Source organism: Listeria farberi (assembly GCF_014229245.1).
In the GTDB taxonomy this organism is placed as follows: Bacteria; Bacillota; Bacilli; order Lactobacillales; family Listeriaceae; genus Listeria; species Listeria farberi.
The window spans coordinates 173,570-193,661 of the sequence record NZ_JAARZJ010000002.1 but is presented as its reverse complement, the minus strand read 5'-3'; the positions used below and the strand labels follow the sequence as shown (position 1 = coordinate 193,661).

General features: G+C 35.5%; 22 protein-coding genes and 1 pseudogene. 15 read left to right on the top strand and 8 right to left on the bottom strand.

Translation table 11 applies throughout. The features are described 5' to 3' along the window. Positions 1-26: 26 nt before the first annotated feature. From HCB45_RS02795 to HCB45_RS02780, 4 genes and pseudogenes are all read left to right on the top strand, one after another. A pseudogene (locus tag HCB45_RS02795) lies at positions 27-358 on the top strand (PadR family transcriptional regulator). Beyond that, entirely contained in the window at positions 351-941 is a 591-nt protein-coding gene (locus tag HCB45_RS02790; protein WP_185318099.1) for an HAAS signaling domain-containing protein, read from the top strand. The pseudogene HCB45_RS02795 and the gene HCB45_RS02790 overlap by 8 nt, the downstream one beginning before the upstream one ends. After that, positions 934-2,034 carry a DUF4097 family beta strand repeat-containing protein gene (locus HCB45_RS02785; protein WP_185318100.1) on the top strand — a complete coding sequence of 367 codons (1,101 nt, stop codon included), beginning with the start codon at positions 934-936 and terminating at the stop codon, positions 2,032-2,034. The genes HCB45_RS02790 and HCB45_RS02785 overlap by 8 nt, the downstream gene beginning before the upstream one ends. A gap of 105 nt (positions 2,035-2,139) precedes the next feature. Next, positions 2,140-2,640 (top strand): GNAT family N-acetyltransferase, encoded by a 501-nt coding sequence (locus tag HCB45_RS02780; protein WP_185318101.1) that lies wholly within the window; start codon positions 2,140-2,142, stop codon positions 2,638-2,640. Between the two features lie 47 nt (positions 2,641-2,687). On the opposite strand, the gene HCB45_RS02775 is transcribed toward HCB45_RS02780, so the two are convergent. The 3 genes from HCB45_RS02775 to HCB45_RS02765 form a co-directional block, all read right to left on the bottom strand. Beyond that, positions 2,688-3,074, bottom strand: coding sequence for a hypothetical protein (locus HCB45_RS02775; protein WP_185618642.1), 387 nt, complete (start codon positions 3,072-3,074; stop codon positions 2,688-2,690). 51 nt (positions 3,075-3,125) lie between these two features. After that, positions 3,126-3,470 carry a magnetosome magnetite crystal formation protein family gene (locus HCB45_RS02770; RefSeq protein WP_185618639.1) on the bottom strand — a complete coding sequence of 115 codons (345 nt, stop codon included), beginning with the start codon at positions 3,468-3,470 and terminating at the stop codon, positions 3,126-3,128. A 149-nt stretch (positions 3,471-3,619) separates the two neighbouring features. Next, positions 3,620-4,960, bottom strand: coding sequence for an MATE family efflux transporter (locus HCB45_RS02765; protein ID WP_185607573.1), 1,341 nt, complete (start codon positions 4,958-4,960; stop codon positions 3,620-3,622). 166 nt (positions 4,961-5,126) lie between these two features. Between HCB45_RS02765 and HCB45_RS02760 the strand changes: the two genes are divergently transcribed. The 4 genes from HCB45_RS02760 (at position 5,127) to HCB45_RS02745 (ending at position 9,548) form a co-directional block, all read left to right on the top strand. Beyond that, positions 5,127-5,588 (top strand): MarR family winged helix-turn-helix transcriptional regulator, encoded by a 462-nt coding sequence (locus tag HCB45_RS02760; RefSeq protein WP_160465110.1) that lies wholly within the window; start codon positions 5,127-5,129, stop codon positions 5,586-5,588. Positions 5,589-5,594: 6 nt separating this feature from the next. Then, entirely contained in the window at positions 5,595-7,319 is a 1,725-nt protein-coding gene (locus HCB45_RS02755; protein WP_185607574.1) for an ABC transporter ATP-binding protein, read from the top strand. Then, positions 7,316-9,133: an ABC transporter ATP-binding protein gene (locus HCB45_RS02750; protein ID WP_185618637.1), complete on the top strand. Its 1,818-nt coding sequence runs from the start codon at positions 7,316-7,318 to the stop codon at positions 9,131-9,133. Before HCB45_RS02755 ends, HCB45_RS02750 begins: the two co-directional genes overlap by 4 nt. Positions 9,134-9,248: 115 nt before the next feature. Then, positions 9,249-9,548 (top strand): rhodanese-like domain-containing protein, encoded by a 300-nt coding sequence (locus tag HCB45_RS02745; protein ID WP_185318107.1) that lies wholly within the window; start codon positions 9,249-9,251, stop codon positions 9,546-9,548. 45 nt (positions 9,549-9,593) lie between these two features. On the opposite strand, the gene HCB45_RS02740 is transcribed toward HCB45_RS02745, so the two are convergent. Further along, positions 9,594-11,318, bottom strand: coding sequence for a LapB repeat-containing protein (locus HCB45_RS02740; RefSeq protein WP_221771063.1), 1,725 nt, complete (start codon positions 11,316-11,318; stop codon positions 9,594-9,596). 209 nt (positions 11,319-11,527) lie between these two features. Next, complete coding sequence (locus tag HCB45_RS02735; RefSeq protein WP_185618633.1) at positions 11,528-12,154, bottom strand: FMN-dependent NADH-azoreductase; 627 nt, start codon at positions 12,152-12,154, stop codon at positions 11,528-11,530. A 167-nt stretch (positions 12,155-12,321) separates the two neighbouring features. On the opposite strand from HCB45_RS02735, the gene HCB45_RS02730 reads away from it, so the two are divergent. From HCB45_RS02730 to HCB45_RS02720, 3 genes are all read left to right on the top strand, one after another. Beyond that, the gene (locus HCB45_RS02730) at positions 12,322-12,777 is read left to right on the top strand and encodes a MarR family winged helix-turn-helix transcriptional regulator (RefSeq protein WP_185618749.1); all 456 of its coding nucleotides are present in this window, start codon (positions 12,322-12,324) and stop codon (positions 12,775-12,777) included. Beyond that, positions 12,774-13,715 (top strand): NADP-dependent oxidoreductase, encoded by a 942-nt coding sequence (locus tag HCB45_RS02725; protein ID WP_185618631.1) that lies wholly within the window; start codon positions 12,774-12,776, stop codon positions 13,713-13,715. Before HCB45_RS02730 ends, HCB45_RS02725 begins: the two co-directional genes overlap by 4 nt. Positions 13,716-13,809: 94 nt before the next feature. Then, complete coding sequence (locus HCB45_RS02720; protein ID WP_185618629.1) at positions 13,810-14,343, top strand: GNAT family N-acetyltransferase; 534 nt, start codon at positions 13,810-13,812, stop codon at positions 14,341-14,343. Here the strand turns inward: HCB45_RS02720 and HCB45_RS02715 are convergent. Further along, positions 14,340-14,582 (bottom strand): hypothetical protein, encoded by a 243-nt coding sequence (locus tag HCB45_RS02715; protein ID WP_185618627.1) that lies wholly within the window; start codon positions 14,580-14,582, stop codon positions 14,340-14,342. The two genes, HCB45_RS02720 and HCB45_RS02715, sit on opposite strands and share 4 nt — an antisense overlap. A gap of 107 nt (positions 14,583-14,689) precedes the next feature. Between HCB45_RS02715 and HCB45_RS02710 the strand changes: the two genes are divergently transcribed. After that, a complete protein-coding gene (locus tag HCB45_RS02710; RefSeq protein ID WP_185318112.1) occupies positions 14,690-16,441 on the top strand; it encodes a glycerophosphodiester phosphodiesterase in 1,752 nt (583 codons plus the stop codon). Between the two features lie 39 nt (positions 16,442-16,480). Here HCB45_RS02710 and HCB45_RS02705 read toward each other — a convergent pair whose 3' ends face one another. Both HCB45_RS02705 and HCB45_RS02700 read right to left on the bottom strand, forming a co-directional pair. Further along, positions 16,481-16,981, bottom strand: a complete 501-nt coding sequence (locus tag HCB45_RS02705; protein ID WP_185318113.1) for a DUF5067 domain-containing protein — start codon at positions 16,979-16,981, stop codon at positions 16,481-16,483. Between the two features lie 79 nt (positions 16,982-17,060). Then, positions 17,061-18,212, bottom strand: coding sequence for a serine/threonine-protein kinase (locus tag HCB45_RS02700; protein WP_185618625.1), 1,152 nt, complete (start codon positions 18,210-18,212; stop codon positions 17,061-17,063). Positions 18,213-18,318: 106 nt separating this feature from the next. Here HCB45_RS02700 and HCB45_RS02695 point away from each other — a divergent pair, with 106 nt between their 5' ends. The 3 genes from HCB45_RS02695 (at position 18,319) to HCB45_RS02685 (ending at position 20,058) form a co-directional block, all read left to right on the top strand. Then, entirely contained in the window at positions 18,319-18,774 is a 456-nt protein-coding gene (locus HCB45_RS02695; RefSeq protein ID WP_185318115.1) for a hypothetical protein, read from the top strand. Positions 18,775-18,828: 54 nt separating this feature from the next. After that, positions 18,829-19,221 (top strand): DUF1398 domain-containing protein, encoded by a 393-nt coding sequence (locus HCB45_RS02690; protein WP_185607580.1) that lies wholly within the window; start codon positions 18,829-18,831, stop codon positions 19,219-19,221. Positions 19,222-19,317: 96 nt separating this feature from the next. After that, positions 19,318-20,058 carry a sulfite exporter TauE/SafE family protein gene (locus HCB45_RS02685; protein WP_185618623.1) on the top strand — a complete coding sequence of 247 codons (741 nt, stop codon included), beginning with the start codon at positions 19,318-19,320 and terminating at the stop codon, positions 20,056-20,058. The last annotated feature ends 34 nt before the right edge of the window (positions 20,059-20,092 follow it).

The window sequence follows — 20,092 nt, the reverse complement described above, 5'->3', positions numbered from 1 at the left end:
TAATTTAGCAGAATGGAGGAGTTAGCATGGAAGTTAACCCGCAATTCAAAAAAGGTGTGTTAGAACTTTGTTGTTTGTTTTTAATTCAAAAAAAGATTGTTATGGTTATGAATTAGCAAATCAAGTGTCTAAATATATTGAAGTTGCAGAAGGAGCCATTTATCCAGTACTTAGAAGATTAGTAAAAGAAGAGTATTGCTCCACTTATTTAGTAGAATCAAATGAAGGTCCATCAAGAAAATATTATCAGCTGACGGTAAAAGGAGAGATTTACTTGAATGAGCTTATCTCTGAATGGAATAATTTTACAGATAGTGTCGCTAAGCTTTTAACAGAGGGGGAAGCAGTAAATGAATAAACAAGATTTTCTAAATGAATTAAACCAGCGCCTAGAATTGCTGGATCCAAAAGAGCGGAGAGAACTATTATCTGATTACCAAGAGCATTTTAGAAATGGTGTAGAGGCAGGGAAAAGCGAAGAACAAATCGTCTTTGACCTCGGAAGACCTGAAGAAATTGCAGCAGATATTTTAAGTGAAAGGGATATCCGCGAGGAACAAGTGGAGACAGACTATTATTATGTACCTCGAAAAAATCAAAATGAAAATAGAACAGTTAGTAAACAAGTTTTAATTGGCATAGGTTTATTCTTCCTGGATATTTGCCTTGTTGTTCCAATTATGGCTACGTTATGGTCGGTAGTTATTTCACTTTGGGTAACGGTTGGTGCGTTTCTCCTTTCGCCAGTATTATTCGGTGTAGAACTTTTATTTGGCGCTGACTTCGAATTCTATCAAATGTTTGTGTCTATAGGACTTGTAGGACTTGGTCTCATGCTGCTTTTTGTAGCGAATGCACTTACTAAGTTTACAAGTAAAACAACTATGGGAATTATCCAGTGGCACAAATATGCAGTCAAAGGAGGCGGGAAAAATGCGTAAACATCATTTAAGTAAGAAATTATTTTTCGCCGGTTTGGTGCTATTTATTATTGGTGCTATTGGCGTAGCATTCACAATGAACTCAGGAACTATGATTGAAAAAGGGGAACCACTTACTAAAAAGTGGGACTTGTCATCTGAAAATATTAATACAATTTCCTTTTCTTCCGAGCGAGATGCACTAATTGAATGGAAAGAAAGTACAACTGGGAAAAATTATATCGAACTGAAAGGAAATTATTCTGCAAAGGATAAAAAAGCAATTCAAAAATTAAAACCAGTTTCTGAAGATGGCACTTCATTCAATATAACAGTTCCAGAAGAAAATGTTTGGTATAATAATTTTGGGAAAATCTATGCATATGGGCAGCAAAAAGTAACTGTCTTTTTAACTAAAGATACAAAAGTGGCTGATTTAAAAGTAAAATCTCAATCAGGAGATATTGATGTTACCGATTTTAAAGTAAAGAAATTTGTTAGTTCTACAAATTCTGGTGAGTTAAAAGTGAATAATTTAGAAGCGAATAGTGCTCAAATGACTACTTCTTCTGGAGATTTGGATTTATCGAAAATTAAAGCAAATACATCGATTGAAACAGACTCTGGAAAGACTGAGCTTACTAGTTTGACGGGTGATTTAGAGGTAAATGGTGGTTCAGGGGATGTTAATACTACTGGTGTTAAAGCGAAAAAACTTAAAATTGCTATTGATTCCGGTGACATCGAACTGACAAATAGTGCTGTAACCGACTTGGCTGTTTTAACCACTAGTTCTGGAGATATTGATGCAAATACAAAAGGTAAAGTACAAGCTGAATCCGATTCAGGAACAATTGAACTCGCAGGTGTAACAAATAACATAACGGCGAAAACGAGCTCAGGAGATATCGATGTAGCATTTATCAAACAAGTGAAAAACATCGAAATCAATACAGATTCTGGTGAGGTAGAGATTGAAATACCAGGTAATTTTAAAGCTATTTATGAAGCAAGCAGTAATTCTGGTAGCGTTAAAGTACCAACAAGTGATTCGAATACCGATAACCGCGTAACGGTGAAAACTAGTTCCGGAGACATTAAAATCGATAAATAAAAAATCAGTGCGCTAATTATTTAATTAGCGCATTCTTTTTGTTAAAAAGGGGTAAAGTCAGATAAACTGTTTCATCAATTAGCGCAATTGAAAGGAGAATGGATGATGGATTTTCATATTAGAAAAGCAACTAATTCAGATGCCGAAGCCATTCAGCACGTGGCGATTACTTCGTGGCATCATACTTATCAAGATTTAATTCCAAGTGATGTACAAGATGATTTTTTGGAAAGATTTTATAATGTTGAAACGCTTCATAATCGTATTTCAGCAACTCCTTTTGCAGTCGTGGAACAAGCAAGCCAAGTAATTGGATTTGCGAATTTTATTGAGCTTGAAAAGGGGAAAAGTGAACTCGCGGCTTTTTATTTACTACCTGAAGTGACACAACGCGGGCTTGGAACAGAGCTTTTAGAAGTGGGGATGACTCTATTTCACGTACCACTGCCAATGTTTGTTAACGTGGAAAAAGGTAATGAAACAGCAATTCATTTTTATAAGGCGAAAGGGTTTGTGCAAGTGGAGGAATTTACCGAAGATTTTTATGGCTATCCTCTTCAAACGATTCGTTTTAACTTGAGTCATCATGCGTTTGAAGAAGAATAAAAAAATGTCTATTCTAGTTGAATGAATCAATTAGGATAGACAATTTTTTATTTGGTAGCAGCTTTTCCACTTGTCGATTTCCCACCTCGCAAAAAGAAGAAAATAACAGCTAAAATTGCCATAATTACCCCTGCAAGAACAGAAATACCAACAGAAATCAGCATACCAGAAACTTGGATAAAGCTAAGGATAATGACAGTTACAAAAACGCCGTAGACAAATCCCCATACCGCAAATGTTAAGTAGCTCGATTTTTTGCTAAAGCCATAAAATATTTCACCTAACGTGGAAGCGACTAAAATTACGGGAGCAGCAAAAAGAATTGCTGAAAAAACAAGCTGAGGTGTAACATTTTCATAGAGGATTGTTTCGATTAAAAGTGCTGAAAAAATACCTAAAACAAATATTGATAAATAAGCAATAATAAAACGCATCAAAAAACCTCCTAAAGTACACTATATTATAGCATAAATTAGGAAGTTAGCTTAACATCTAGCCCAGTTATCGTCACTATGCTTTACGATACGTGTAATACCTCGAATCAAAGTAAAAATAAGTATTGATACATTAAGAAAAACGATAAAAAAGACGGTAGCTAGAGCTAAAAAGTTAATAGTATCCGCACTATTTGTACTAAAAGGAACATTATTATAAAGCAAAATCATTACAGTGATTCCAGCTACAAATGTTGTTTGTGTAAGCAAAGCCCATTTCACATGGTGACGAATTTCTTTATCTTTATTTGTAAACCATAAAATAGCAGGCGTGATAACTGGGGCAAAGAAAAGACTAAAATAACTAAGTGCACTAATAATTTTTTTATCTAACATTTCTCCTCTATCCTCTCATTTGTTTATAAGTCTAGTATAGCGGGGAAAGAGAAATGGAACCATCGAATTAGGTGACGATATGAAATTAAAAATGACAGTTTTGTCATATACAAAAACGCCCCTTCGAAAAAAATCAAAGAGACGTTTCTTTATATGATTGACTTTAATGACCAAACTTTACTGCGCCATCTTCGGTACATAAGAACCGCTCGAACTCCTTCATCAATAATGTAGGCAAGCCAAACACCCACAAGTCCTAGCCCAGCGGAAATTCCAAGTACATAAGAGAATGGCAAACTAACAATCCACATGACTATAAGTCCACATATGAAAGGAAAGCGGACATCACCAGTAGAGTTAAGGCTACTAATGATAATAATATTGGTGGCACGTCCAAGCTCAAGGAAAATCGAAAGCAAGAATAATTCTTTCGTCATCGCTATGATTTCGGTATTGGTTGTAAATAGACTCATAATCGGTTCGGCAAATAGATAAATCGAAACACTAACCACAATGGCAACGACTAATCCTATTTTCCAACTGCGGAGACCTTGCTTATAAGCTTTATCAATTTCTTTTGCGCCAACCGCACGACCGATAATTATTTGCGAGGCCTGGCCGAGCGCGATAGCAAAGAGTGCGACAAATTGGCTAACTGTTGAAGCATATACTTTTGTTGTAAGCGCCTCTGTACCTAAAATAGCAATAATTGCGGTAACAACAAGTTGTGAACCCGCATAGGACAAATTTTCTCCAGCAGAAGGAAGACCTAGACGTAAAATAGAATAAAGTAGTTTTTTGGACACTTGCTCCAATTTTTTGAAATGAAAAGTGTAACCGATGTATTTTTTTAACATCCAGATAGCTAGAACCATTCCGACAAAATTCGCGACAGCAGTAGAAATCCCAACACCTGCCACCCCGTAATCTAAGTAAGCAAGTGGTCCGTAAAGAAATAGGTAATTACCGACAACGTTGATAATACTGATTGTCACAGGGACGAGAATGGATTGTCTTACATAACCATGTGCCCGGAGAATTGGTAAAATGGATGCATGAATGGCAATTACAACTGAACTTCCTCCGATTATTTCTAAAAAAGGCGCACCAACTTGAACTAAATGAGGATCAATTCCCATCCAAGTTAGAAAGTTTTTCGACATAAATATGAAAATAATACTCATCGCGATACCGATTAAGAAAGCTACCACTAAGCCATTTGTAATCACGTTCTCGATTTCTTTATGTTTTTTCGCACCAATCATTTGTGCAACGATAATCTGCACACCAACACTGATGAAGCCATAAATAATAATAGAAATAACAAGAATCTGATTAGCAACCCCAGTCGCAGCCACCGCATCATCAGAATAATGCCCCAACATAAATACATCAATATAACTAATCATCAGTCGTAAAAATTGCTCTAGAAATATCGGCCAAGCAAGTGTAAAAAGACTGAGGCTAGCAACTTTATGCACTGAATTCAATTGTTTCCCTCCCTTCGTTTTAAATACAATTAAAGCCATTATAAGGTAATTAAAGTTAAAAGTATAGATTAATTTTAAAATAACGCTAAGATATTGCTTGACAAAAAATGAATAACTCATATAATTAGTTAGGTAAACTAATCAAATAATAGAAAGAAGTGGAGAAATGTCTTCAAAAAATCAAGACTTGGGGCACTCGGTAATCAAGGCTTTCATGAATTTTAAGCATGCTGAAATAAAGAGTTTCCAAATTCCAGGTTACAGTAAATCTGAAACAAGATTTATTTTTATTTTATCTCGTGGGCTTAAAAGCAGAGGGCCAAAAATTCGTGTTTCCGATCTTGGTCACATGCTCAGAATTTCAAAACCAAGCGTCACGCAAATGATACAATCTTTGGAAGGGAAAGGGCTCATTAAGCGAGTTCAGAACCCAGAAGATAAGCGCTCGATGTATGTGGAACTAACAGAAGTCGGAGCAGGTGTATCGAAAAAAATGTTTGATGAGTTTCAAGCTAGTTTTGAAGATATGCAGGAATTTTTAGGTGAAGACGATATGAAAAAATTGATTACACTCCTAGAAAAACTGACAGATTATTTAAACACAAAATCCGAAAATAAGGAGGCATAAACGCAAATGATGAAATTGATGAAAAGATTAAAACCTTATTGGCTGAGCATTACAGCCGTATTAGTCCTTACTTTCGGGCAAGTTATTGGACAGCTTTATCTGCCGACACTCATGTCGAATATTATCGACAAAGGAGTCGTAACAGGCGATACAGATTACATTTGGAGCACTGGGATGCAGATGCTTTTAATCTCGTTTGCTTCTGTTATCTTATCGGTTACCGTAGTTTATCTTGCATCCAGAATTTCAATGGGATTCGGGAAAGATTTACGCGATAAAATTTTTACAAAGGTAGAGGACTTTTCCTTACAAGAATTTGATAAAGTAGGAACTTCTTCCCTAATTACTAGAACGACAAATGACGTTGTTCAAATCCAAAATGTTCTTTATATGATGATGCGACTAATGGTAATGGCGCCAATTATGTTGCTTGGTGGTATTATTATGGCAGTTGGTAGGGATGCGAAATTATCGCTTATTTTTGTTGTTGTTTTACCATTACTGCTTCTATTAGTAGTTGTTCTCGGCGGAAAAGCAATGCCGATGTTTAAATCACTACAAAAGAAAATGGATAAATTAAATCGTGTTATTCGCGAAGGTTTAACAGGAATTCGTGTCGTTCGTTCCTTTAACCGCAATGAAGATGAACTTGAAAAATTTGAAGAAGCAAATGCTGACTACGCGACTACAGCAATTAAAGTCAACAGGTTGCTTTCCCTAATGAGTCCATTAATGATGTTACTTATGAACTTAACTTCTATTGCGATTGTTTGGATTGGTTCAATTTTTATTGGAAATGGTGATATGCAAGTAGGGGACCTAATGGCATTCATTCAATACGCGATGCAAATTATGATGTCCTTTATGATGCTCTCTGCTGTATTTATTATGATTCCACGTGCTGGAGCTTCTGCTGAACGTATTAATGAAGTATTAGACATGAATGCAGAAATACTTAACCCAGAAAATCCAAAAACAAGCACACCACCAGCAAAACTTTCTTTTGAACATGTGACTTTCCGTTATGAAGGGGCTGAAAAACCAGTAATTGAAGATATTACTTTTGAAGCTAATGCTGGCGAAACGGTTGCTATTATAGGGAGTACTGGTGCTGGTAAATCTACTTTAATTAATATGATTCCACGTTTTTATGATGTCGAAAGCGGTGTTGTTAAAATTAATGGAATTGATGTGCGTGAAATGGATCAGTCCAGTTTGCGCCAAAAAATTGGACTTGTTCCGCAAAAAGCAGTTTTATTCACTGGAACAATAGCTTCGAATATGCGCTACGGTAAAGAAGATGCAACCGACGAAGAAATTTGGGAAGCACTTCGAACAGCTCAAGCGGAAAATTTTGTATCTAAACTTGCGAATGGGCTTGGTAGTCGTGTAGAGCAAGGTGGTAACAACTTCTCTGGTGGACAAAAACAACGCCTTTCCATCGCTCGTTCTTTAATTAGAAAACCAGAAATTTATATTTTTGATGATAGTTTCTCAGCGCTTGATTTCAAAACAGATGCGAAACTACGTGAGGCACTGAAAGCTGAAACAACCGAAGCCGTGACACTCATTGTGGCACAGCGAATTACATCTGTTGTCAATTCCGACCAAATCATTGTTATGAATGAAGGTAAGATTGCTGGCATTGGAACACATGAAGAATTAAAAGAAACAAATCAAATTTATCAAGAAATTATGAGGTCACAGCTGTCAGAGGAGGAAATCGCATGAGTGGTCCAGGTCCAGGTGGTGGCATGAGAATGCAAACAGCCGCCAAACCAAAGAACTTTAAACAAACACTATTCCGGCTTCTTGGCTATATGAAACCTCGTTCTGTCGCAATTATTGTCGTCTTTATCTTTGCGATTTTATCCACGATTTTTAATATTTTTAGCCCGAAAGAGCTCGGGAAAGCAACAACAGAAATTTTTAAAGGTGTTATGAGTCCAGCTGGGATTGACAACGATAAGATTTTCAATATATTAATGATTGTTTTAGTCTTATACCTTGGTAGTTCCTTATTCAGTTTCATTCAGCAATACGTCATGTCGAGCGTTGCGCAGCGAACTGTTTATGATATGCGGAAAGATTTAAAAGCAAAAATGGCACGTCTTCCACTGAAATATTATGATACGCGCTCAAATGGTGATATTCTAAGTCGTTCTGTTAATGACATGGATAACATCGCGAATACTTTGCAACAATCACTAACACAAGCTATTACAGCGATTGTTCAAATGATTGGTGTTTTAATCATGATGCTAACGATTAGCTGGCAAATGACGTTAATCGTTTTAGTAACCGTCCCAATCAGTATTATTTTAGTCGCAATTATTGCTGGTAGATCACAACGTTACTTCGGTGCACAACAACGTAACCTTGGTATTTTAAATGATACCGTAGAAGAAACTTACGGTGGTCAAACAATTATTAAAGCTTTTGGTCAAGAAAAGAAGACGCTTGGAAAATTTGATGAAGTAAATGAAGATTATTTCAAAGCAGCGAAAAAAGCGCAATTTATTTCCGGGATTATGATGCCGGTGATGCAATTTGTTGGTAACTTAGGCTATGTAGGTGTCTGTGTGGCTGGTGGTATTTTTGTTACTAATGGAACGCTTCAAGTTGGGGATATTCAATCATTTACGCAATATGTCCAATTATTTACACAACCAATTTCTAGTGTGGCCAATATTGCTAATATCATTCAATCCACTATTGCTTCGGCAGAACGTGTATTTGAAATGATGGATGAAGAAGAAGAAAAAGATGAAATTCCAGCTAATGTTAATCAGGTTGCTGGTGAAGAACACAGTATAGTATTCGACCACGTGAAATTCGGTTACACGCTAGACAAACCATTAATGACTGACTTGAATATCCATGTGGAAGAAGGGCAAATGGTGGCGATTGTTGGTCCTACTGGTGCTGGTAAGACGACGATTATCAACTTGCTGATGCGTTTTTATGACGTGGATGGTGGACAGATTCGTATGAAAGGTATTGATACTCGCGATATGACCAAAGAAGCTGTCCGCGAAAAATTCGGAATGGTTCTACAAGATACTTGGTTGTTTAATGGAACGATTGCCGACAATATCGCATACGGTCGCGAAGGCGCAACGAAAGATGAAGTTATTGGAGCAGCAAAAGCAGCTTATGCAGATGATTTCATTCGAAGACTTCCAAATGGTTATGATACTATCTTGAATGAAGAAGGTTCTAATATTTCACAAGGTCAAAAACAATTATTAACGATTGCTCGTGCAATTTTGTCAGATCCATCTATTTTAATTTTAGATGAAGCAACTTCCAGTGTAGATACTCGAACAGAATTAAATATTCAACTTGCGATGGGCAATTTGATGGAAGGGCGCACAAGCTTTGTTATTGCGCATAGACTTTCAACCATTCGTGATGCGGACTTAATTCTCGTTATGAACCATGGTAGCGTAATCGAGCAAGGTACCCACCAAGAATTACTTGATGCAAAAGGCTTCTACGCTGACCTTTATAACAGTCAGTTTACTGGAGCTCAGGCAGTTTAAATTTAAAAAGACAATGTGGCAGAGAGCCGCATTGTCTTTTTTTGAGCAGAAAATTTGTTTGATAATGAATTAGGAGGTATGGTTGTTAAAGAAGAAATTGAAGAGGTGAAAATAGATGTATGAGTCCATTACGGCAAATGATTTAGAGCAAGAATTAAAAAAGTCACAGCATTATATCTTAGATGTCAGAGATGCGGATGCTTTTATTGAAGGACACATTCCAGACGCAATAAATATTCCAATTAATGAACTTCCAGAAAAACTAGCAACACTGGATAAAGAAAAACCTTATACGATTATTTGTTACGCAGGTGGTCGTTCTGAGCGCGCAAGTCAGTTTTTAGCAGCGGAAGGTTTTGAAGTAACGAATGTAATGGGCGGTATGGGTGCCTTTCACGGTACAGTAACTAAATAAAAAAAGCAGTCGTGACTTAAATTTTAGGTCACGACTGCTTTTTATTTAACTATGTTTTCTTTTACGGAAAAAGATAACGGCTATACCTGCTAAAATGATACCGATTAATACAATCATTTCTTGGTTTGAGTCACCCGTATCCGGGAGAGTTGCTTTTTTAGAAGCTTTTTTTTCAGTAATCGGAGTAGTTGCTGAGTCAACCGATAGAATAGGATCATTATTATCATCAACTACAACTGGATTATCAGGATCTGGCATAGGGTCTAGTGTGGGGGAAGGAGCAGGTGGCGTTGGTGGTTCAGTACCTGTTACCACATTTACTAAAACAATAACTGGGTCTGCTTCAATCCCATCAGCACTTATCGCATTTAGAGTTACTTTATATGTTCCGACTTTAGTTAAGTCAACAACACTATCAAAATCACTTGTAACTGGGCTATTATCACTTGTTTTAGCCGAAATATCTTTTAAAAATTGTTGCGCTGTCTTGGTTGTATCTTTTACGTAAGAAATGCTCTTATTAGCTGTAATTACTGGTTTTGCAAGGATAGTCACAGATACTTGTGTCGGAGCCGCTTTTAAACCAGCCGCATTTTCGGCATTTAATGTTACTGTATAAACACCAGGTTTATTAAAATCTACTACAGTATCAAAATCACTGGTGACAGGTGTTCCGTCATCGGTTTCAGCATGAATATCTTTTAAAAACTGTTCTTCGGTAACAGTCTTCTGCTCTGCATAGCTTATGGTTGAATCATTCGTAATAGTTAGAGAATGCTCAATGTCAAAAAAGTGGTCGTATGTTCCAGCAGATACAGAATACCTATTAAAACTAGGAGGGGTTGGATAACTTCCAGCAGGATTATCGTAACGGGCATTATACTCCATTTTAGTAATAGAATCAAAGTAATCCTTTGTAATACCATTTACAGTTATACCTGTATCAGTAATACTTAAGCGGTCGCCACTAATTTGTACACCATTTAAAGTGAAATAAGTATTAGAACTTCCTGTATTAGTTGTAAAGGGGAATAGATAACCATCAAAATTAATGCTACGTTCAGTCATTAAAGTAAATGGCACAAAAATAGTTTGGTTTGTTTCATTATAATTTAAAGATGAGCTTTTAATTTTGCTGTTGATTAAAACAGCGTTACCAACATTTTGCCCATAGGCTGATAAATTAGTCAATTTTGGAAAAGAATCAATTCCGCGGAAATCATTTACCCCACAAAATTGGATAAATAAGGTGGTTAAATCTGGGAGTGATTTGAGAGGCATGACATTTGTGATAGCAGGATTGCTGTCTAAATTTAAAAAAGTTAAATTGGGGATTTTATTAAATTTTGTCAAAGCACTATTGTCGAGCTTTCCAGAGGTTAAGGTTAAGTTATTTAAGTTTTCTAAACCATTTAAATTAGGTAATGAATTAGTAGTTAAGTTATCTCCAGAAATATTAAGATTAGTTAAACTAGTTATTTTAGTAACGAGAGAGTAGTCAGTCACACCAGTATTTGTTAAATTTAAAAAAATTAGGTTGTGGGCGTAATCAAGCCCAGTTAAATCTTTCAAACTACTGTTATTAATAGTAACGTTTATAATAGTATCCATTTGCGCTTCGGTAATATCACTTGTGCTAGGTTGTCCTAAAAGTCCATTTAAATAACTTTTTAAAACAGGATCAGGAATGTTTACAATATCTTGTGCAGCTCTCACATTACTCTTTTCTTCAGCTGAGACATCCATAGAAAATAAAATAGTAAATGACATAATTAAGAGAGTATATATACCAATTTTGGTAACTACCTTTCTCACAGATTGTAACCTCCTTTAGTTGTATTTATAATATTTTATCACATAGTGTCTTACTCCAATTCCACTTTTAATAGTATTGTAAACAAAAATATGTCGAAAATGTTAACGAGCTAAATCGAAAAAAGTCGCCAAATAGAGAAAATCTTTTTGGCGACTTTTTAAAATTAAAATATTTTAGCTAACTCTACTGCTTCTTTTGCTCCAGCAGAGATAATATCTTTTGCTTGATCTGGCTTAGCATTGTGACCTTCTACAATAACCATTTCTGGTTCAGAGATACCAAAGTGCGCTAGAACATTTTTAACATAGTTTAAAGACATTTCAAAGCTTTGCATTGGACCATCTGAATAAATACCACCACGTGCATTAAGTAGAGCAATTTTTTTATCTGCTACTAAACCAACTGGACCATTAGCTGTATATTTAAAGGTTTTTCCAGCTTGATTTAAATAGAATAAGTAAGTTAAAAATTGTGCTGGGATACTGAAGTTCCATAGTGGGAACGCCATAACGATTTTATCAGCAGCTAAAAATTGATCTAAATACCCATTTGCAATATCAGCTAATCGTTTTTCTTCCGGAGTTAAAGTCTCACCAGCTACTTCTTTATGTAATCCACTCATCATTGTTACATCATAATAAGGTAGATCCGCTTCGAATAAATCTAATTCTGTTACATTATCGTCCGGATGGGACTTTTTGTATTCAGTTAGGAAAATTTCGTATAGTGCCACGCTGACTGAGCGTTCGGCAGGTAAACCATTTGCTTTGATGAAAAGTACGTTTGTCATTACATCTTGCCTCCATTTTTTTAAATTATCTATTAAGTGTAGCTTATTTTAGCAGTTAACGGCAAGTATATTGCTTACAAAAAATTAGCCACTAATATTTGAGCAGATATTTTGTGCTTTAAAAAAGGAAGCGTATAATAGTTGATATATCATTTGACATGTCAACTATGGAGGTGGAAATGCTGGAACCATGTACGAAACGTTCGGAACTGCTTTACCGGATGCATTTGTTATCTAAAGAAATAAGTCATGTATTTGAACAACAAACGAATATGAGCTTTACGAAAGTAGAGATTTTATTTCATATTAAACAAACGCCTGGTCAAAGTCAGAACAGATTAAAAGAAAAGCTGTATATTGATTCAGCAAGTATTACCCGTCATTTGAAGCGAATGGAAGAGCAAGGGCTTATCGTTCGTAAAAAGCAAGATGAGAATAAACGCTATACGTATTTATTTTTAACACCAGCTGGCGAGGCAGAGTTAGCTTCTTTACTTATGGAAAAAGAAAAATTCCAAAGTGGGGCTTTAGAAGAATTTTCTGAGGATGAAGTCAGTGCGTTACTTAAATCAGTCACAAAAATGATGAATAATGTAGAGAAAATGGAGGAGAAGTTAAAATGAAAGCAGTTGTAATTGAAAATTATGGTGGTAAAGAAGAGTTAAAAGAAAAAGAAGTAGCAATGCCAAAAGCGGGTAAAAATCAAGTAATCGTAAAAGAAGCCGCAACGTCAATTAATCCGATTGATTGGAAGCTTCGTGAAGGATACTTAAAACAAATGATGGACTGGGAATTCCCAATTATTTTAGGCTGGGATGTAGCGGGTGTTATTTCTGAAGTTGGAGAAGGTGTAACAGATTGGAAAGTTGGTGATGAAGTATTTGCTCGTCCTGAAACAACGCGTTTTGGTACGTATGCTGAATATACAGCAGTAGATGATCACTTACTTGCACCTCTTCCAGAAGGTATTAGTTTTGATGAAGCAGCATCGATTCCACTTGCAGGTTTAACAGCATGGCAAGCATTATTTGATCACGCAAAACTTCAAAAAGGTGAGAAAGTATTGATTCATGCTGGAGCTGGCGGCGTTGGAACACTTGCAATTCAACTTGCAAAATATGCTGGAGCAGAAGTTATCACAACAGCTAGTGCGAAAAATCATGAACTACTAAAATCTCTTGGAGCAGATCAAGTCATTGATTATAAAAAAGTGAATTTTAAAGATGTCCTTTCAGACATCGATGTTGTTTTTGATACAATGGGTGGTCAAATCGAAACTGATAGCTATGATGTATTAAAAGAAGGAACAGGTCGTTTAGTAAGTATCGTTGGTATTTCAAATGAAGACCGCGCGAAAGAAAAAAATGTGACTGCGAATGGAATTTGGCTTCAACCAAACGGTAAACAACTGAAAAAATTAGGTGAATTACTTGCAAATAAAACAGTGAAACCAATTGTTGGCGCAACTTTCCCATTTTCTGAAAAAGGGGTTTTCGATGCACATGCATTAAGTGAAACTCACCATGCAGTTGGAAAAATAGTAATTTCTTTTAATAAATAAGATTTTCGGAAAGCTAGATGACAGCATCTAGCTTTTTTTGCTGTTTGCGTGTGTAGAATGGATAGGCTATAATAGCAAAAAAGGTGGTGTCTGTATGGAAACTAGCGAACTTAAGAACGGACAAATACTGACGATTAGAGAGGCTACGAAAGAGGATGCGAGCAATATTGTTACTTATCTGAATGAAGTAGCAGGTGAGACAGATTATTTATCTTTTGGGCAAGGTGATTTTTCATTTAGCGTAGAAGAAGAAGTGGAATACATAGAAGAATCGGCTAAAAACCCAGGCTCTATAATGTTATTAAGTTTTATTGAAGATGAACTTGCAAGTGTTTCTCAACTTATTGGCCATACAAAAAAGCGAGAATTACATACATGTGAGCTAACTATTTCTACACAGAAGAAATTTTGGGGTTTAGGGATAGGGTCGATTATTATGGAAGAATTAATAAAACATGCTAAAAAAACTGAACGTTTAAAACTCGTTTACTTAGAAGCTGTTTCTGAAAACAAGCGAGCACTTAATTTGTACAAAAAGTTCGGTTTTATTGAAGCTGGTGAGATTCCAGCATTAATGCAAGTGGAAGGGCGGTATTTGGACGTAACAATGATGTACTTAGTTCTTTAATCCTCTATAAGAAAGGCGAGGTCATTAGCTACTTCTAAATCGCTAAGTTGTTTAGCGACGATATCCGCTCCCGTATTAAGAAAAATAGCTATTTGGCTGAGAACACGAAGACTAATATCAGAAGTGCGAATATCTTTATCAATAAGTTTTTGCAAACTACCTTCTTTTAAGCGAGTATTTGATTCAATATCAATGGTAGTAATATGTTTATTTGCTAACAATTGTTCAATCGGATGCATCATATCACCTCTTTTTAAATAGTTAACTTTATGAATTAATTATAACTAAATTTGCTTCGTTGATAAACTATAAAGCCTTGAAAATTGAACAAAAAAGGGAGAAGCAAATGAAAGATTTAAAAGACAGTTTGAAAATTTTATATCAATTTAAGACAGATTACCTAAAAGTAACCTTGTTGTTGACGATTTTGCAGGCATTTGTGATTGGGCCTTTTATTTATTATTTCTTTTTCTTTATTCTCCGAGTTATCGGAGTGCCAGGAATTACAGACGCCAATCTCGGAGAAGTTTTTTCGAGCCCAGTTGCTGTTATTATGCTGCTGATTTTAGCTTTACTCATTTTACTGTTTGTATATTATGAGCTGGGTTTCTTTATAATGATGGCCATTTATCAATTGCGGGGAGAAAGCTATACCGTATTCAAAATCATACAAAGGCTAAACGTAAAAGCGAAATACTTTCTTAGTTATCAAGCGATTTATTTTCTGCTATATTTCTTTTTACTTTTGCCAATTGCAGGATTATCTTTACCAATTACGATTACAGAAAACCTCTATTTGCCGCACTTTATTACAGATGAATTAATGAAAACGACGACGGGAACGTGGCTATATGTTATTGCAATGGCGATTATTTTCTATATTAGCGCGAGACTCGTATTCGCATTACCATATTTTATTGAAGATAAATCACTCAAAATAAGTGGAGCTATCCGAAAAAGTTGGAAATACCCGCAAAAACACTTGTTTTTCATGTTACTAAAATGGGTTTTAATAATTGTTGTGATTGGCTTTTTAGTATCTATTATCGCGACGATTATTATGTTACCACTTCTCTTAGTAGAAAAAATAACTCCGGGAATTGCGGTTGTTATAGCTGGTATTACTTTAACCATGTTGCAAGTGATAGGCTTTTTTGCCGCCGGGATTTTTCAAGGAATCATTGCGCAATTATTAGTGAAGAATGCCTTTGCTATCGAAGGGCAACCAGCTCCTGTCGCGCGCAACCAGTTTCCGCATAAAAAGAGATTTATTATTGTAGCGATAATCGTTTTCATTATTTTTAGTGGTTTTAATATTTATACAGTAAATGCGACTTTATATGAACCAAACACAAAAATAATAGCCCATCGCGGTGAAACAATGAATGCTGTTGAAAATACGGTGGAAGCAATTGAATCAGCTGCAAAGGCCGGGGCAGATTACAGTGAAATTGATATTCAAGAAACCAAAGATCATCAATTCGTTGTTTTCCATGATATGACACTGAGAAGACTTGCTGGCAGTTCTAAGCGTGTCGCAGATATGACTTTAAAAGAGTTGCAACAAACTAAAGTGAAGAGTGGCGACTATTCATCTCATATAGCTTCTTTCGATGAAATTATCAAGACAGCGAAAAAGAATAAGATAGATATACTCGTGGAAGTGAAGTTGCATGGCGGGGAATCTAGCGATATGGTAGAACGTCTTGTCACATTGTTAAAGAAAGAAAAAGTAACTGATAAATATTTAGTCCAATCGCTGGACCAATCAGTTATCGAAAAAATAGAACAGGCCGACCCTACACTTGAAACTGGCGTTATATTAGCGCTTAATATTGGAAACTTACCAAAAACATCAGCTGATTTTATTGTTTTAGAAGATTTTTCCATCAATAAACGATTGCTTACACAAGCCAGGCAAAATAATAAAAAGGTGTTTGTTTGGACGGTAAATAAAGAAAAATTAATGCAAATGTATTTACGGAAAAATGTAGACGGAATCATCACCAATTATCCTAAAAAAGCGATAGAACTTAGGGAATCATTTAATGAAAATGATTCTTTGCGAAGCCGTATCGAGAATAGGTTAGGATTTTAAATTAAAAGCCGCAAACATTGATTGTCTGCGGCCGATTTTTTATTTTAATTCAAATGATTTTTTGACTGTGTTTTTGCTGAAACTAATTAATTCTTTGGCTTCAACATCTACTTTATTTTGTGTATCTTGTAGTTTATAGTAATCGGTTATTTCTAAAGTAGCTCCAGGTTGAACATCTTTATCTACACCGCCCATGCTGCCATCAGCGGATACGGTTGTTTCTAATTGTGTCCCATTTTGGAAAACTTGTTGATCGATGGCTACCATAAAGGAAGTATTTTCTTTACTGTTATTTGTGAATTTTGTTTTGACTGCAATTGCATCGTTTCCGGCATAGTCTTTTACGACTTCAGAACTAAGGATTTCCACTTTATAATCGCCAAGTGTATTTGGATCTGTTTTCTTTTTTTCTTTCGTCTCTGCTTTTGCTGTTTCTGTTTTTTCTGTACTTGTTTTATCTTCTGTCCCACCGCATGCAGTTAGGGCTAGGGCAAAAGTAATAATCCCCATTAATAGTAAAACGCGTTTTAAATTTTTCATTTTCTTCTCTCCTTCTTAATTTATCTGTTTCTATTACACCATGCGGAGATAAGAAAAGTCCTATGCAACGGGCATAGGACTAAGAAAAGATTTCTGTATAAATTCCATAAATTATAATACAAACAAAAATATATACGATAATTCCAGCTTTTCTTGTTCCTTTAGATGAGGACTTAAGTAAAGGTAATTTGGACCAGATGCCGCATAAATTAGTAAATATAATGAAGGCAGGAAATATCAAGAAAAAATTAGCAAAAAAGTTTTCGATGTTATTCATTTTAACGCCTTCTGTTGGTGGGGTAAATAATCCAAATGCCATGAAAATATAGCCTAATATTGCAACTACCATTTTCCAGGTATGACCAGTTCTAAAACCGGGAATATGTTTATACCAGGGAATAAAATCTTTTTCGTATTCATTTGTTTGAGTTGCCCAGTTTATTTCGTCTGAGCTGTCTTCTATGGTAGCGAAGTCGCCTAAGTCTGTTAACTCGGAAACAAAGGTAGGTCCAAGCGAATCATTTTTAATAGCGGTTCGGAATTCTTGGATGGTTTGGAAACGCTGCACTGGATCGAATGATGCTGCTTGCATGGCGATTTTTTCTAAAGAAGTAGCGGTTTCTTTGTCAGGTAAATTATTTTTTCCACGTAAAAGTTCAAGCATGAGGACGCCGATACTATAAATATCTGAACGAGCGTCGGTTTGCGAGTAGCCATATTGCTCAGGAGCAGCATATCCAATCGTCCCGAGATTGACTGTATCTTGATTTTTTCCCACTTCAAAAACACGAGAAGCATCAAAATCAATTAATTTTAAAACGCCATCACTTGAAATCATAATATTGGACGGTTTTATATCACGATGGATAATTGCATTTGTATGAAGTTCTGTAAGCGCGTCAGAAAGCATCAACATTAGTCGTGCCACTTCATCTGCATCAAAGGGCGCATTTATTTTCATTAAGTCAGCTAAGTTTTTCCCATTAATATATTCTTCATATACAATCAGTTCGCTGCCATTTGGAATCATCACTTCAATTTTGGGCAAATAGTTACTTGATAATTTTTTAAGTTCCTCTAAAACTGGAGCGAAACTAATAGGGATTATTTTACGAACTAATAATTCTCCTGTTGCGGTATTACGCGTTAGTACAGCAGGATTTTCTTTATTATTTAGATTATCTAATTCTTTATATTGTTCTTCTATAAAAGCGAGTGTCATTTCTCCCATTGATTTAAAATCCCTTCTACACTTTATAGTAAAATTATAGCATGAAGCATAGTAGTCGGGTACTTACTTCGTGATATAATATAAAAAACAATCGGGGGTGTGCCTTATGGATGGGGAAAAAGAGACAAGTAAATTACTTCATGAATTAAAAAAAGCGACAAATCTACGCCAGGTTTTAGATGAAAATGAGGCGGAATTTAAATCAAGTGAAATGGTAACATATTTAAAAGAGTTATTAGTAGAGAAAAAATTAACAAAAGCAAGTGTTATTCGTGCGGCAAGGCTCCATGAAACATATGGCTATCAGATTTTTAGTGGAGTTAGAAGACCTTCTCGTGACCGGACCATTGCACTTTCGTTTGGTTTTAAGCTTTCAGGTAATGAAGCGAGTAGATTATTAAAATATACCGAATATCCACCTTTATATGCAAAAAATCGCCGCGATGCCATTATTATTTTTGCGCTGGATCACGGTTATACTTTAGACCAAACTAATGATTCTCTATATGATTTGGAAGAAGCACTTATTGAAACTTTTAAAGAAGAAAAACCGCTTGTTTAGATTAAGCTAGAAATCAGGTATAATATAGAAAACTTACTTGATTGGAGATTAGTTATGATAAACAAACAAATGATTTTGCAAGCAGCAACAAGTGAAAAAAATGCTAGTGATTTTCCGCAAGTTATTCAAGGTTTTAAAGAATTAGGTATTATTAAATATCAATTTTTAGTTCAAAAAGGTGTTTATGTATTTTGGGACAATCAAAATAACATGGTAGAAGCGCAGTTAAATGGAGTTGCTATGCCTGTTTCTAAAGAAAGTTCAGTAGAAAAATTACGCGAGGCAATAAAACAAGCACAAGCGGGACGAATAGATTTTGAGAAATTTATTGAATTAGCAGGTTTGGCAGGAATCGAACTGTGGGAAGCCGATTTAACTGCAATGAAAGTAACATATATAGATAAGGCTAGTAATAATTTGATGGTTGAACCAATCCCTAGCATTTAAATTCAAAAGACAATAATTTATTGTCTTTTTTTAGTACTTTTAAAAACGGGGAAATATGTTAAGCTGAAAAAGGTGAAAGAAGAGAGGTAACGGAAAATGGATATGATAACATACTTTCTAATAGCGCTTAGTACAAGTGTTGTGGGGAGCTTTTTAGGTATTGGTGGCGGAGTAATTCTTTTGCCAATTTTACTGCTAATGGGCGTGGCTCAAGGAACTGCGGCTTTTAGTTCTGCGCTGACAGTTTTCACGATGGCGATTTTTACTTGTAGTATTTATTATAAACGGAAGCAAGGAAACGTAGGATTAGCACTAAAAATTGCTATAACGAGTATTCCAACTACTTTTCTTGGTGCAATCGTGAACCAAATGTTACCGGAAGCGGTTTATCGTTTTATGTATGGTGCATTAATCGTGATTTTATTACTTTTGATGGTTTGGAAAAAGAGACGCAACAATGAAAAGCCTCATTTTTTAAGTAAATATCGGATAATGCCTTATTTATTTGGGGTGATTATTGGATTTTTAGCTGGTTTATTTGGAATCGGTGGCGGGCCAATTGTTATACCAATTTTATTACTTATTTTTATGCTAAATCAAAAGACTGCCTCTGCGACATCAAGTTATGTGACACTTCTTACTTCTCTTGCTAGTATAGGCTCTTACGCGATTGTTGGTGGAAGTGACTTTTCTATTGGTGTTTATATGATACCAGGAGCGATACTAGGTGCGCTTATTGGGACAAGGTTAAATAAACTTTTGGATGAAAAATGGATTGCCATTTTGTTTAATATTTTACTTGTAACTCTTTTTGCCTTAAATTTAATTAGAATTTAACAATTTACAAGCTATGAAAATTAGCTTGTTTTTT